This window comes from Acetobacter sp. ESL1128 (assembly GCF_058505085.1).
This window is the reverse complement of the sequence record NZ_CP196369.1, coordinates 2,404,454-2,418,409: the sequence shown is the minus strand read 5'-3', so window position 1 is coordinate 2,418,409 and position 13,956 is coordinate 2,404,454. Positions and strand designations below refer to the sequence as shown.

At 59.6% G+C, this 13,956-nt stretch carries 12 protein-coding genes, 1 other RNA gene and 1 pseudogene; 6 read left to right on the top strand and 8 right to left on the bottom strand.

The features are described from left to right. The 3 genes from uvrB (at position 1) to ACSYTG_RS11300 (ending at position 5,778) form a co-directional block, all read left to right on the top strand. Entirely contained in the window at positions 1-2,256 is a 2,256-nt protein-coding gene (gene uvrB / locus ACSYTG_RS11310) for an excinuclease ABC subunit UvrB (RefSeq protein WP_489783181.1), read from the top strand. A 78-nt stretch (positions 2,257-2,334) separates the two neighbouring features. After that, the gene (locus tag ACSYTG_RS11305; RefSeq protein ID WP_489783182.1) at positions 2,335-2,994 is read left to right on the top strand and encodes a 2OG-Fe(II) oxygenase; all 660 of its coding nucleotides are present in this window, start codon (positions 2,335-2,337) and stop codon (positions 2,992-2,994) included. Between the two features lie 42 nt (positions 2,995-3,036). Beyond that, positions 3,037-5,778, top strand: a complete 2,742-nt coding sequence (locus tag ACSYTG_RS11300; RefSeq protein ID WP_489783183.1) for a M16 family metallopeptidase — start codon at positions 3,037-3,039, stop codon at positions 5,776-5,778. An 80-nt stretch (positions 5,779-5,858) separates the two neighbouring features. Here ACSYTG_RS11300 and ACSYTG_RS11295 read toward each other — a convergent pair whose 3' ends face one another. The 3 genes from ACSYTG_RS11295 to ACSYTG_RS11285 form a co-directional block, all read right to left on the bottom strand. Beyond that, a complete protein-coding gene (locus ACSYTG_RS11295; RefSeq protein WP_489783318.1) occupies positions 5,859-6,818 on the bottom strand; it encodes a transporter in 960 nt (319 codons plus the stop codon). A gap of 521 nt (positions 6,819-7,339) precedes the next feature. Then, positions 7,340-8,419 (bottom strand): DNA polymerase IV, encoded by a 1,080-nt coding sequence (dinB, locus tag ACSYTG_RS11290; protein ID WP_489783184.1) that lies wholly within the window; start codon positions 8,417-8,419, stop codon positions 7,340-7,342. 105 nt (positions 8,420-8,524) lie between these two features. After that, positions 8,525-9,124: a hypothetical protein gene (locus tag ACSYTG_RS11285; RefSeq protein ID WP_086646344.1), complete on the bottom strand. Its 600-nt coding sequence runs from the start codon at positions 9,122-9,124 to the stop codon at positions 8,525-8,527. A gap of 164 nt (positions 9,125-9,288) precedes the next feature. Between ACSYTG_RS11285 and ACSYTG_RS11280 the strand changes: the two genes are divergently transcribed. From ACSYTG_RS11280 to ACSYTG_RS11270, 3 genes are read left to right on the top strand one after another with little or no spacing between them, the layout of a single operon-like run. Continuing rightward, positions 9,289-10,362, top strand: a complete 1,074-nt coding sequence (locus ACSYTG_RS11280) for a quinone-dependent dihydroorotate dehydrogenase (RefSeq protein ID WP_415420978.1) — start codon at positions 9,289-9,291, stop codon at positions 10,360-10,362. Beyond that, complete coding sequence (locus ACSYTG_RS11275) at positions 10,359-11,234, top strand: TIGR01459 family HAD-type hydrolase (RefSeq protein ID WP_489783185.1); 876 nt, start codon at positions 10,359-10,361, stop codon at positions 11,232-11,234. The genes ACSYTG_RS11280 and ACSYTG_RS11275 overlap by 4 nt, the downstream gene beginning before the upstream one ends. Positions 11,235-11,239: 5 nt before the next feature. Then, positions 11,240-11,641, top strand: coding sequence for an NUDIX hydrolase (locus tag ACSYTG_RS11270; protein WP_233129112.1), 402 nt, complete (start codon positions 11,240-11,242; stop codon positions 11,639-11,641). A gap of 72 nt (positions 11,642-11,713) precedes the next feature. On the opposite strand, the gene ACSYTG_RS11265 is transcribed toward ACSYTG_RS11270, so the two are convergent. The 5 genes and pseudogenes from ACSYTG_RS11265 to ACSYTG_RS11245 all read right to left on the bottom strand — a co-directional run bounded on the left by ACSYTG_RS11265 (position 11,714) and on the right by ACSYTG_RS11245 (position 13,937). Continuing rightward, a complete protein-coding gene (locus ACSYTG_RS11265; RefSeq protein ID WP_165925554.1) occupies positions 11,714-12,529 on the bottom strand; it encodes a TIGR00282 family metallophosphoesterase in 816 nt (271 codons plus the stop codon). Between the two features lie 33 nt (positions 12,530-12,562). After that, positions 12,563-13,147: a 5-formyltetrahydrofolate cyclo-ligase gene (locus ACSYTG_RS11260; protein ID WP_415424747.1), complete on the bottom strand. Its 585-nt coding sequence runs from the start codon at positions 13,145-13,147 to the stop codon at positions 12,563-12,565. Further along, positions 13,134-13,289: non-coding RNA, 6S RNA (ssrS, locus tag ACSYTG_RS11255), on the bottom strand. The genes ACSYTG_RS11260 and ssrS overlap by 14 nt, the downstream gene beginning before the upstream one ends. Before the next feature lie 159 nt (positions 13,290-13,448). Next, positions 13,449-13,637, bottom strand: a pseudogene (locus tag ACSYTG_RS11250) (cell division protein ZapA); the annotation flags it as partial. 3 nt (positions 13,638-13,640) lie between these two features. Then, the gene (locus ACSYTG_RS11245; RefSeq protein ID WP_165925552.1) at positions 13,641-13,937 is read right to left on the bottom strand and encodes a hypothetical protein; all 297 of its coding nucleotides are present in this window, start codon (positions 13,935-13,937) and stop codon (positions 13,641-13,643) included. Between the last annotated feature and the right edge of the window lie 19 nt (positions 13,938-13,956).

Here is a 13,956-nt window from a genome sequence, read left to right as displayed (position 1 = left end):
ATGGGTGCTTCATCTTCTTCCGCTGCGCCGCCCGCGCGTGGCAAAAAACGGGCTTCTCTGAGCGAGCGGGCAGCAAGCCTGCCGCCTGTTACGTTTGTGCCGGAGCAGCAACCCGCCCGCCCGCGTTTGCGCCGGATGGAGGTTGTCTCCGAATATGAACCGGCAGGGGACCAGCCACAGGCGATCAAGGAACTGGTCGCGGGCGTGGAAGGGCAGGAGCGCGATCAGGTCCTGCTCGGGGTTACCGGTTCGGGCAAAACCTTCAGCATGGCCAAGGTGATCGAGGCCACCCAGAAGCCCACCCTTATTCTGGCACCCAACAAAACACTGGCCGCGCAGCTTTATGGGGAGATGAAGCAGTTCTTCCCCAATAATGCCGTGGAGTATTTTGTCAGCTATTACGACTACTATCAGCCCGAAGCCTATGTGCCGCGTTCTGATACATATATTGAAAAAGACAGCCAGATTAACGAGCAGATTGACCGTATGCGGCATGCCGCCACGCAGGCGCTGCTTGAGCGTAATGATGTGATTATTGTTGCTTCTGTCTCGTGCATTTACGGTATTGGCTCGGTCGAGACTTACTCCCGCATGGTGGTCAAGCTGGAGCTGGGGGGCGAGATTGACCGCGACAAGCTGATCAAAAGTCTGGTGGAACTGCAATACCGCCGGAACGATGCAGCCTTTGCGCGCGGTGCGTTCCGTGTGCGGGGGGAAAGTGTGGATATTTTCCCTGTCCAGAACGAAGACAGGGCCTGGCGCGTCTCCCTTTTTGGGGATGAAGTGGACGGCATTATAGAGTTTGACCCGCTGACAGGTGATAAAACGGCTGATTTGCAGGAAATTACCATTTACGCCAACAGCCATTACGTTACGCCACGGCCCACGCTTAATCAGGCCATAAAAGGTATAAAGCACGAACTGCGCACCCGGCTGGATGAGTTTACCCATGCAGGCAAACTGTTGGAGGCCGAAAGACTGGACCAGCGCACCACGTTTGATCTGGAAATGCTGGAAACAACAGGTGTGTGCAAGGGAATTGAGAATTACTCACGCTACCTCTCCGGGCGCAAACCGGGCGATCCCCCGCCAACCCTGTTTGAATACCTGCCAGAAGATGCCTTGCTGATTGTGGATGAAAGCCACGTGACCGTGCCCCAGATTGGCGGCATGGAGCGTGGAGACTTTGCCCGTAAATCCATTTTGTCAGACTTCGGGTTTCGGCTTCCGTCCTGTCTGGATAACCGGCCGCTTAATTTTGCGGAGTGGGACAAGTTCCGCCCCCAGACCATCTTTGTCAGCGCCACACCCGGCCCGTGGGAAATGGAGCGCACAGGCGGTGTGTTTGCAGAACAGGTTATTCGCCCCACGGGCCTGATCGACCCTGTAACGGTTATCCGCCCTGTGGAACATCAGGTGGACGACCTGCTGGCCGAATGCCGCGAGACCATAGCCAAGGGCAGCCGCGTGCTGGTAACCACCCTGACCAAGCGCATGGCCGAAGACCTGACCGATTACATGAACGAAGCCGGTATTCGGGTGCGTTACCTTCATTCCGATGTGGATACGCTGGAGCGGATCGAAATTATCCGTGACCTGCGTATGGGCGCGTTTGATGTGCTGATCGGCATTAACCTGCTGCGCGAAGGGCTGGATATTCCCGAATGTGCGCTTGTGGCCATTCTGGATGCGGATAAGGAAGGCTTTTTGCGCTCCCGCACATCGCTCATCCAGACCATAGGCCGTGCTGCGCGTAACGTGGATGGGCGCGTGCTGCTGTATGCCGATAAAATGACCGACTCCCTGACCTACGCAGTGGAAGAAACCGCGCGCCGCAGGGAAAAACAGATGGCGTGGAACGCAGAGCACGGCATTACACCCCAGAGTGTGCGCAAGCATATTGGGGATATTGTAGGCTCCGTGTTCGAGCAGGATTACGTGACCGTCGCCCCGGATGAAGATAGCGGGGTGGCCGAGTTTGTGGGGCAGGACCTGAGTGCCACCATTGCCGGGCTGGAAAAGCGGATGCGCGATGCCGCAGCCGAGCTGGAGTTTGAAACAGCAGGCCGCCTGCGTGATGAAATTAAAAGGCTGGAAGCCTTGCAACTCGGGCTGGACGTGCCGCCCCCTCCGGCCCCAAAAGCCGGGGCTGGGCGCAAGGGCGCTGGCAAAGGGCAGGTCCCGCGTCCCTTGGGGCCGGGTGGCGGGGGGTATGAGCCAAAACCCGGAAAGGGCCGCAGTAAACGGCGCTCGTAACGGCTGGCTCTTGTTTATGCCGCGCAACCCTTCTACCGTTTCGGCGGTTAACAGGTTCACTTTTGCGGACAACAGGGTATGACCACGTCAGAATCCACCATCCGGCCCGATTATGCGGCACTAACGCAGGCTCCTGTCTGCGCAGAGCCATTTACACATATTATGGTGCCGCACTTTATTCGTCAGGATGACTTGCCCAGACTGTTCGCCAGTCTGCCTGCCATTCATTCAGGCGGGTCTTTCCCTCCACAATCACTTAAGCTTGCCCCGCTGGTGCAGGCACTAGTGCGTGAGATGGAAGGCCCGGAGCTGCGCCGGATCATTGCCAAAAAGCTGAACCTTGACCTGGATACAGCACCTTCCATGCTGACCATTCGTGGCCGCACGCGGGAAAAGGATGGCCGCATCCACACGGACTCTCTGGCCAAGCGCGTAACCATTCTGCTTTACCTGAACCCTACGGGCCCGCATTGGGAAAAGCAGGAAGGCTGTCTGCGCCTGCTGCGTGGCCCGCATGATATTGAGGATTATGCAAAGGAAGTGCAGCCTGTGGATGGCACACTGCTCATCTTCCCCAACGGGCCGACAACATGGCACGGGCACAAGCAGTTTGTGGGGTCGCGCTATACCATTCAGCTCAATTACATGACCGAGGATGCCAAAGCCCGCTCCGAGCTGCGGCGGCACAAGCTGTCTGCTCTCGCCAAAAAACTGCCTTTGCCTGCCATGGGGTACTAGGCATTTTTCCTTTGCCGTTTTCCACAGGACACAGGATTTTTCATGATTTTCCGTAAAATGACCATCTCCCGCGCGCGGGGTGCCGCACTTGTTGCCGGGCTGGCCCTGTGTGGTAGCGCGCTCTCGCCCGTTGGTGCCTTTGCGCAGGCGGCAGCGCCTTCCATGCCATCGGAACTGGTGCCGCCTTCGCTCAGCAGTGCGCAGGTCGTGCGGGCAACCCTGCCCAATGGCTTGCGGGTTGTGATCGTGCCCAACAAGCTGGCACCGGTGGTCACAACGGAAATCAACTATCTGGTTGGGTCGGCAGAGGTGCCAAAGGGTTTTCCCGGCACGGCGCATGCGCTGGAACATATGATGTTCCGTGGCAGCAAGGGGCTGGACAAGGACCAGCTCGCGGCCGTGGGTACACGCCTTGGCGGCAGCTATAATGCAGACACGACCGAGGACGTTACCCAGTATTTTTACACTGCTCAGGCACGTGACCTGCCGGTGCTGCTCAGGATTGAAGCCCTGCGCATGAACGGGCTGACCCTGTCCGAGGCAGACTGGAACAAGGAGCGGGGTGCCATTGAGCAGGAAGTCTCGCGCGACCTGTCCAGCCCCGCCTACCGTTACCTTGAACAGCTGCAGGCCATTTTGTTCGCAGGCACACCGTACGAGCATGATGCGCTGGGCACGCGCCCGTCGTTTGATAGAACAAAAGCCGCTGACCTGCGCGCATTTTACGAAAAATGGTACGCGCCCAATAACGCCATTCTGGTTATTGTGGGGGATGTAAACCCGGTTACCGCCCTGCAACAGGTAGAAGATGCGTTTGGCGGTGTTCCACGTAAAACATTACCTGCACGGCACAAGGTTTCCCCCGTGCCACCACCGGCCAAAACGCTTACGCTGGCAACGGATTACCCCATAGGGTTTGCAACACTTGCCTTCCCCATGCCGGGTTCTTCCGCTGCCGATTACGCCACGGCGGATATTCTGTCCGATGTGCTGGCCAGCCAGCGTGGGGCACTGTACGACCTTGTGCCACAGGGCAAGGCGCTGTTTGCCGGGTTTGAATACGCCCCCAAAAAGGAAGCAGGGTTTGGGCTTGCTCTGGCGGCGTTCCCCAAAGGGGGGGATGCGGCAAAAGCCATGGCGGATATGCGGGGTGTGCTGGAGGCTATTCGCAAGAATGGCGTTCCGGCTGATCTGGTGGAAGCAGCCAAACGGCGCGAGATTGCCCAAATGCAGTTTGCTGCCAATTCGGTCAGCGGTCTGGCTTCCACCTGGTCCACGGCGCTGGCTTTTCAGGGGCTGGACGCACCGGGGGATTTGGTTGCCGCGTATCAGGCCGTAACACCAGAGGCGGTGAACAAACTGGCTGCCACCCTGCTTAACCCGGCCCATGCGGTTTCTGCCGTACTCACGCCGGAAAGTTCGGGTAATCCTGTGTCGGGCAAAGGGTTTGGCGGGGCTGAGTCCTTTGCGTCTTCCCCCGATAAGCCGGTCAAATTGCCGGATTGGGCAGAAAAAGCCCTGCTCAAGCTGGACAAGCCTGAACCCACACCCCAGCCTTATGTGAGCACCCTGTCCAACGGGATCAAGCTGATCGTCTGGCCGGCCCATGTCAGCCATACCATTCAGCTCAGCGGGCAGGTCCGGCAGACACCCTCCCTCCAGCAGCCCGCAGGGCAGGATGGGGTGAATGACGTTACCGAAGCCCTGTTCTCCTACGGAACTACGCAGTATGACCGGCTGGCTTTCCAGAAAGCGCTGGACGATATTCCTGCATGGGAAAGTGCGGGGAGCAGCTTCTCCCTTCAGGTTCTGACACCCGATTTTGCAAAAGGTGTTGCCCTGCTGGCTGATAACGAGCTGCATCCTGCTTTTGCAGACAAGGATTTTCAGGTTGTGCGCCAGCAGACGGCACAGGCACAGGCAGGGGAACTACTCTCGCCTGACCATCTGTTCAACCGGGCCATAAAAATGGCTGTGCTGCCGCCCAAAGACCCCACTTTGCGCGAAGCCACACCGCAATCCATCATGAGTGTGACGCGTGATGACGTGCAGACCTATTACAGAAAAGTCTGGCGGCCAGATAGAACAACCATTGTTGTGACCGGGGATGTAACCCCGGAAAAAGCACAGGCTGTGCTGGAACAGGCGTTCGGGGGCTGGAAAGCTGATGGCCCCGCACCCGATATTGACCTGCCAGCCGTGCCCCTAAGCAAGGCATCCCACGCACAGGTGCCAGATAAGAGCAGTGTGCAGGACGAAGTGGTTCTGGCCGAAACACTGGGCCTGACTGCGGCCCAGCCCGACCACTTTATGCTCCAGTTGGGGAATGAGGTGCTGGGGGGCGGTCTGTTCTCCTCCCGCCTGTACCGCGACCTGCGTGTTAAAACCGGGTATGTTTACACAGTGGGGAGCGCGTTCGAGTGGGGGCGCACCCGTGGCCTGTACACGGTCAATTACGGCGCAGACCCCGATAAGGTCGGCAAGGCACAGGCCGCTGCGGTGCGGGACATCAAGGCCATGCAGTCGGCCCCTCCTTCGGATGATGAACTGGCTCTGGCCAAGGCGTCACTTCTGCGGAGTATTCCTCTGGCCCGCGCCAGTCTGGACCGGATTGCAGCGCAGTACCTGCATCTGACCGATCTGGGGCTGCCGCTGGATAATGCGGACCGCGGGGCACTGGCCTATTACAATGCAACCGGCGCAGATGTGCAGGCCGCATTCCGCCAGTGGATCCGCCCGGATGATCTGGCATCCATTGTTAAGGGGCCTGCTCCGTCTTTGTAAAAGACATAGAATATACAGGTGTTTTATGCAGGCGGCGGAAAGTTCTCTTTCCGCCGTTCTGTTTTGTATTGCATTAAGTGTTAGAAGACACTGTTAAACGCAACCTGGGGTGATACGTCCAAACCCGTGTTGTGGCCGGCAAAGTAAGTGGACACACCTGCAATAACCCCAAAACGGGGGGACCAGTTATACTCAATGGCAGGAGCAATCTGCCAGTCACCGGAGGACTGGGCTATGGTATCAACCTTTTTACCAGTGGCGGTTGTGCCCCGCAAATGGGAGCCGTTGGACCAGTCCCGCGCCAGATCAAGGGCCAGAACCCACTTCTGGTTAATGCCGAATTCGAGCGAAAAACCACTCTCGCCATACATTCCCGGCTGTGCCCGGCCTTTAAAACCTGCTGATGTGCCATAGCTGGTGACGTCATGCAGGTGTGCGGTTGTGACCGCACGCCGGAAGGTGCTCCATACCCGCAACCGTAGCTCATGCTGGCCGGGCAGTGTGTAGGTGGATTGTTCTGTTAACGCCAGACGGAAAGTGTAGGTGCCAGCACCCACACCATCCTGCGCGCGGCCCAGCCTGTTATAATCCCCCGTAGGCATGGCCATGCCTGCAAAAACGCTCAGGGCGGGTATGTAGCGTTTGGGGTCTGCATCCACATAACGCCACATCAGGTCCACCGGCAGGTCACCAAACTTTAAACCGCTGCTGGTGTTGTCACCTTTTTTCCAGCGATACTCGATAACGGGGGTCAGCTGGATACTGATCGCATCCGTAATTGCGTATTTATACAGCGTAAAGTTACTAACGGCCTTTTGCCGTGGGTGCATGGGCTGGCTCACACCATTGCTGTTAAACTGCCCAACCGGCTGGCTGTAGGTCATGTACGGTTCCCACGCGATCATGCCTTTTTTGGTCATGGCCCCGGAGGGGGAGACAAGGGAGCCAGTGTACCACTGCGGTTTTGCCTCCTGCTCACTCTGGGTCTGTGTGGTGGTGGTGCTGTTTGCATCGGCTGCCCAAGTGGGCGTGGCGGCCATGGCAAGGGCTGGCACGCCAAGCGTGGCAGGTAAACGCCAGTGCATGGAGCCATACAGGCAGGTGCGGGCAAAAAGCCGCTTGGCCTGCTGTATCAGCAATGTGCTCATGGGGGCGTCTGCTGTGCCGTTCCTGCCCGGCAAGTCTGCGGGTGCTGGTCCTGTTTTGTGCCCATATGGGCGCTTGTGTGCGGGTTTGACTGCGCCAGTGGGTACGACGTTGGAAAACGGGGAGGGGGGCGCAGTCATTCAGCCAACCTTACAGAGACACTGTTTTGTAATGGAACTGTATCGGTTGCCCTGAATTATCGCGGGTGTAAAGATGCTTACGAGATCAAAATTAGTGTATCTGCTGGGTATCGGGTTTTGTTGTTTGCCCTGTAGTCTTTGCGTATCCGCAATTTTTGGCGGGTTTTCCTTGTGATGAAGGAATGTTGACTTTCAACATATTTTGAAATCAAAACATTTTCTGTGTTGTACTGGATGTGGTCAATCTGGCAGCGGATTATGCTGCACATGTTGCCTTATGGCAGCAGGGAAAGCTGGCGGTCTGCCGCGGGCTGCCCCGCTACACTCAGCCCGGCAAGCGATATGCCCAAAAGCCGGACGGGCTTGGCAAGGGGGAGCAGGGGCGCCAGCAGCCGGCTCCCGGCGTCTCGTAAGGCGGTTTCGTTCTGGATGGGATGGGGGAAGGACTGGCTGCGCGTCAGTTGTGTAAAATCCGAATGGCGGAGTTTGAGTGTGACCGTGCGCCCGCTGATCTCACGCTTTAGGCAGCCAGCCCAGACCAGTGTTACAAGTTTGTCCATGGCCTGTTCCAGCTCGGGGGCGGCATGCAGGTCCTGTAAAAAAGTTGTTTCTTTTCCAAGGGATTTTCTTGGTCTGTTGGGTTCAACCGGTCGGTTGTCCACGCCGCGGGCAATGCCGTGGTAAAACGTGGCAGCCTTGCCAAAATGGTGTTTGAGAATATCCAGTGCACAGGCGCGCAGGTCTGCCCCGGTATGAATGCCCAGACCGTTCATGCGTCGGGCCGTGGCCGGGCCGATGCTGTGGAAGGTGCCAACCGGCAGCGGTGCTACAAAAGCCTCCCCCATGCCCGGTGGAATAACAAACAGGCCGTTGGGTTTGCGGTAGTCCGATGCCAGTTTGGCCAGAAATTTGTTGTAGGAGACCCCGGCCGAGGCGGTTAGCCCGGTCTGTTCAAAAATGCTGGCCCTGATTTCCTCCGCAATGGCGGTGGCGGAGGCACGGCGGAGTAAGGGCTGGGTGATGTCCAGATAAGCCTCATCCAGCGAGAGCGGCTGAACAAGAGATGTATAGCGCGAAAAAATGGCGTGAATCTGGGCCGATACAGCCCTGTAGGCATCAAACCTTGGGGGAACAAAAACCAGTTCGGGGCATTTGCGCCGCGCAATAAGGGAGGGCATGGCAGAGCGCACGCCAAATTTGCGGGCTTCGTAGCTGGCGGCGGCCACAACGCCACGTTCCTGGCAATGGCCTACGGCAACCGGTCGCCCTTTAAGGGCCGGGTTGTCGCGTTGTTCGACCGACGCATAAAATGCATCCATGTCGATGTGGATAATGCGGCGTATGGGCGTAGGCATGGCCCGGCCACTATGGCATGAACCGCACCAAAATGGAACAGAAAGAGAACGTATCTTGCGGGCTCATTCCTGCGCAGTGCTCAAGCTGTGGTGTGCCCGGCAGGCTTAACCGGGGTTGTGTTGCGCAAAATTGCGGCGTGGTGGCGCATAACGCCACGAATGGGCGATGCTCATATCCAGATCATGCCACCGTGCGACCGAAAGGGCTGCGGTTGCAGGGTAGGCGGCACGGCTCATGCGCGGCATGGCTACGGGCTGCTGCAAAGGGCGCGCCGCATGGTGGGAGAGCCAGTAGCCCGCGCCCGCAAGGCATGCGCCCAGAGTGGTCAGGGCCGCCACCATGCGCTGGCGCAGGCGCGCAAAGGGGAGCAGGGGGCTCAACAGGGCCTGCATGTCCGTTTCCCGCTCATTCTGTGCGGCTTCGGTGGCGAGGAGCAGATTATATTCGGTTTCGGTTACGGCCAGTGTGCTGCCTGCGCAAATATCCAGTGCGGGCATTTCATGCGCGGCCATGTCGGTTAGCGCATCCTGAAAAGCTTGGGAGACAGCCATAAACTCCTGCCGGAAGCAGGGCAGGAACAGGCTGCCCGATGCACCCGGTGCTGCCCCGCAGGGGGGAGGGGCGCCAGCAAGGCGGCGGATGGTCCACAGGGTCAGCCGTTCACTTGCGGCAAGGTCGGTAAGGTACACAGGTGTATGCTGCATGGCGTGATCCGGAGGCAACGCCTCCCTCCCTAGCTATCGGTCATGGAGGATCATTAAATGAGAATCACTCTTAGTTGCAAGTAAAACTTTGGGCAATAATCGTGTGGTCGCGGGGCTGGTTTTTTCTCTTTCCTTAGGGGGCGGCTTGGGGCAGTACAAAGGGCATGTCAGTGCTAGCATCCCTCTCCCTGCCGCTTGTGCGCAAACTTGACCCCGAAAAAGCGCATGAGCTTGCCATAGATGCCCTTACGCTGGGCATTTCCGTCCCCTTCAAGCGCCCCGAGGATGACCCGGCTCTTGCCACGCGCGCGCTGGGTATGCGTTTTTCCAACCCCATTGGCATAGCCGCCGGGTTTGACAAGAACGCCCGCGTGCTGCGCCCGCTCGCCCGTTTGGGTTTCGGGTTTGTTGAGGCCGGGACCGTGACCCCCCGCCCGCAGCCGGGCAACCCCAAGCCGCGGCTGTTCCGGCTGGAGGAGGACCGGGCGGTTATCAACCGCATGGGGTTCAATAATCAGGGGATAGACCGCTTTGCCGTGCGCCTTGCCCGCCTGACCCGGCCGCTGCCATCTGGCAGGGCAGGGGGAGCCGGTGTGCCGGTGGGGGCCAATATTGGCATCAACAAAACCGGTGCGGACCCCGAGCGGGACTACCCGGCCCTTGTGGCGCGGGTCAAACCGTATGTGAACTACATTGTGCTCAATGTCTCTTCCCCCAATACGCCGGGTTTGCGCGGGTTGCAGGATGCGGCAAGGCTCAAGGGGATTCTGGACGCCATTGCCGCGCGCCACCCCGAACGCCCGCCCCTGTTGGTCAAGCTGGCCCCGGATCTGGAAGACGATGCCATTGCCCCTATTGTGGAAGCCGCAATTCAGGGCGGTGTGCAGGGGTTGATCATCAACAACACCACACTGGCCCGCCCCGATAGCCTGCGTAGTCCGCACAAGGGCGAATCCGGTGGGCTTTCCGGCCGACCGCTGGCTGCGCGCTCGACCCAGATGCTGCGGCTTGTTGCCAATATTGCCGCTGGCCGTCTGGCTCTTGTTTCCTGTGGGGGGATCGAGAGCGGGCAGGATATTCTGGACCGTATCCGCCTTGGGGCCGATCTGGTGCAGGTTTACACGGCCTTTGCCTATGAAGGGCCAGCCCTTATTGCCCGCCTCAAGCGGGAGATGCTTCAGATCATGCGTGCACAAGGCATAGAATCACTGGATGATGTGCGTGGGGTGGACCTGTGAGCACCACCACAGACTGGTCACTCCCCCAGATTGCCGGGCTGGAAGCGCTGGCTGATCGGTATGATGGCTACATCATAGACCTGTGGGGCACCGTGCATGATGGCGTAAACCCTTATCCCGGCGCTCTGGAATGCCTGCGTGCACTCCATAATGCGGGCAAACGGGTTGTCATGCTTTCCAACGCGCCCCGGCCTGCTGCGGTAATCGCCACCCAGCTGGAAGGGTTTGGCGTGGACCGCGCCCTTTACAACGGGGTCATGACTAGTGGGCAGGAAACCCACCGCCAGATGAAGGAGAAGGCAGACCCATGGTTTGCCCGCCTTGGCCACAAGGTGCTCCATATTGGCGGTGTGCATGATCTGGGGCTGTACGAAGGGCTGAACATCCAGCGCGTAACAGACGTGGAACAGGCCGATTTTGTGATGAACACAGGGCCGGATCTGGAGCGGGGCGTTGCAACGCTGGACCCCTACCTGCCCGAACTGCGTGCCTGCCTTGCCCGCAACCTGCCCATGATCTGCGCCAACCCCGACAAGGTGGTGGTCAAAGGGGGTAACCGGCAGATCTGTGCTGGCGCTCTGGCTGCGTTTTATGCCGAACAGGGCGGGGATGTCCGCTGGATTGGCAAGCCATACCCCGGTGTGTACCAGCCCGTGTTTGATATGCTGGACGTGCCCCGCACACGTATTCTGGCTATTGGGGATGCGTTGGGGACAGACATCAGGGGGGCTGCCGCCGTGGGTGTGGACAGCCTGTGGATTCTGGGCGGCATTCATCAGGAAATGGTGGGCAATGACATGGCTCTGGCCACGGCCGAGGCTCAGGCGGCTGGTCTGCGGCCAACGGCTGCGGTGCACAGGTTGGTGTGGTAACACCCGTGCAGCCAGCGGTTGGGTGTGGCGCGTTTATTCTGCGTGATGGCTGCCTGCTGCTGATCCGGCGGGTCAAGGCGCCAGAGGCCGGGTGCTGGGGTTTACCCGGTGGCAAGGTGGACCTGTTCGAAACCGCAGCGCAGGCCGCCATGCGTGAAGTGCGCGAAGAAGTGGGGCTGGAACTGCAACCCGGTCCCCTTTTGTGCGTGGTGGACCAGATTGACCGTGCCGCAGGCACGCATTGGGTGGCCCCGGTTTACAGGACAGGCCCAGTGCAGGGCGAACCCCAGCTATGCGAGCCCCATAAACATGATGGTCTGGGGTGGTTTGCCCTGAATGCCCTGCCACATCCGTTAACCACAGCCACACAGGTTGCCGTGCAGGCTTTTAACGCGCAGGCGGAATAGGCGCCTTGCCACCAGCCCGCCGTATGGTGTGGTGGGCTGGTGGGTTTGCCTGTGGCGGATGTTCTTGGCGGTTCAGAAATCCGGCAGGGTCTGGGCCAGCAATCCCCCCTGCCGCAAGGGGGCAAGGCGGCGGGCCAGACCGGTTGCATCGTCCGTTTCCACCATAATGCCGCAGATCGTGGCCTCACCCTCGGAGGGTTGGAGCCGCTCGCCGGGCATTTTGCGCACAAAGCGGGCAACGGCGGGTTCTTTGGTCATGCCGATCACGCTGTTATAGTCCCCGCACATGCCGGCATCGGTCTGGAAGGCAGTGCCAGCGGCCAGAATACGGTGGTCTGCTGTGGGGGTGTGGGTATGGGTGCCCACAACAAGGGACACCCTGCCATCGAGCATATGGCCAAAGGCCCATTTTTCGCTGGTGGCTTCGGCATGAATATCCACCACAATGGCATGTACCGTGGCACCCATGCGGTGCTTGCCCAGCAAGTCGTTGGTGCAGCGGAAGGGGTCGTCCAGCGGGTCCATGAACAGCCGCCCCATTACATTGACCACCAGCGCCTTGCGGCCATCGGCCAGCGCCACCACCACACTCCCTTGCCCCGGCGTTGCCGGCGGGTAGTTGAGCGGGCGGATAATGCGGGGCTCGCCATCAATATGGCCGATCAGGTCGCGGCGGTCCCATGCGTGGTTGCCAAGAGTAATCACATCCACGCCGCTTTGCAGCAGGGTTGTGGCTATGGCGGGGGACAGGCCAAAGCCGTGGCTTGCGTTTTCCGCATTGACCACCACAAGGTCCAGCCCCAGTTGCGTGCGCAGGCCACTCAGGCGGGAAAGAACGCCATCACGCCCGGTGCGGCCGACAATATCGCCCAAAAACAGAATTCTCACGCGTGGGTCTTTCGCACTGTGCAGGGGTGTGGGTTAGCCAAAACGAATAACCTCCTTTTCGGTTACAATACAGTTCAGGGGCTGGTCATGGGGGCCACGGGGGAGGTGTGCCACCTCCTGTGTGGAGGGAGCATAGCCTATGCTGGCGGCATGGGGCAGGGCAGCCAGTGTGCGGTCGTAATAACCGCCGCCGTAACCCAGCCGGTTGCCGCTGCGGTCAAACCCCAGCAGGGGGACCAGCACAAGGGCAGGCTCCATAATCGGGCCATCGGGGTGGTGTGTGCCAAAGCGGCCCGCCAGCATGGTGGATTCGGGCTGCCACTGGCGAAAAACCAGTGGGGAGCCTCGCGCTGGTGTCTGGGGGAGTACAACGGTTTTACCCGCTTGCGCCAGAGCGTGGCAGAGCGGGCGCAGGTCCACCTCGTGCGGGAGCGGCCACACGCAGGCAATGGGGCCGGTGCTTGCGCGCAGTAAAGGCTCCAGCCGGTGGATAATCCCCCAATCCCGCGCGTAATCGCGCGCACGCATGGCGGCAAGGCATTCAACCCGCAGGGTTTTTTTGCGCTGCGCAATGTCAGGCGGGTCATTGCAGGGGGGGGGAATGTGCGGAGCCACCATGGACCGTGGGTCTTTCAACCTCCAGGACCTGCTAGTGCAGGTGGGCGCCGGGTAATGTGACCAGGGCCACAACAGAGCCAGCTCCCTAGGAAGTGCTTATCGGCCCAGGGGATGACTTGCCTCACGCGTCGGGCAGCCCCGCATCTTCTATGTAGGCGCGCTCCATCTCCGCTGCAAGAGATTCCGCAGTATCGGCCAGATCAGCCAGCCGGGTGTTGGTCAGGGCCAGTTCCGCCCGCAGGCGTTCTGCGTCCAGGGCCGCCAGTGCTGTGCTCTCTGGCACGCGGCTGCCTGACAGGTCCTGAATTTCGTCCGCCATCAGCAGTGCAGCCAGTACCAGCACGCGGGTTTCACCGCTAAATCCCAGATTGCGGACCTGCTGCACACGGCGTTCAACCTGATGCGCCATGGCCTGAACGTGGCGTTCCTGCCCGTTTTCGCACCCGACTGTATAGCTGTGGCCGTTGATATTGACCGAAACAAGCGCCATGGGTCAGTTCCCTTCCTCATGCCGGGGCAGGAGCGGGTCTTGGCCATGTGTGGCTTGGCCCGTCTGGTCCAGAATGTCCCGCACGCGCATGATCAGCGCATCTATGTTGGCCAGCAGTTCCTGTCGGTCGGTTTCCGGTCGGTTCTGTTTTGCCTGCTGTTGCTTATCAAGAGCAAAGGAAATGCGCTGCAACGCACGGTCCAGCCGGGTAATGGACTCTTCCGCAGGTCTTGCGCGGGTGTGCATGCTGGCATAGCTGTTGCCTTGGGGTGAGTGCGGCTCCACGTCTTGATCCTGCATTCCTTTTCCCTTCTCTTGG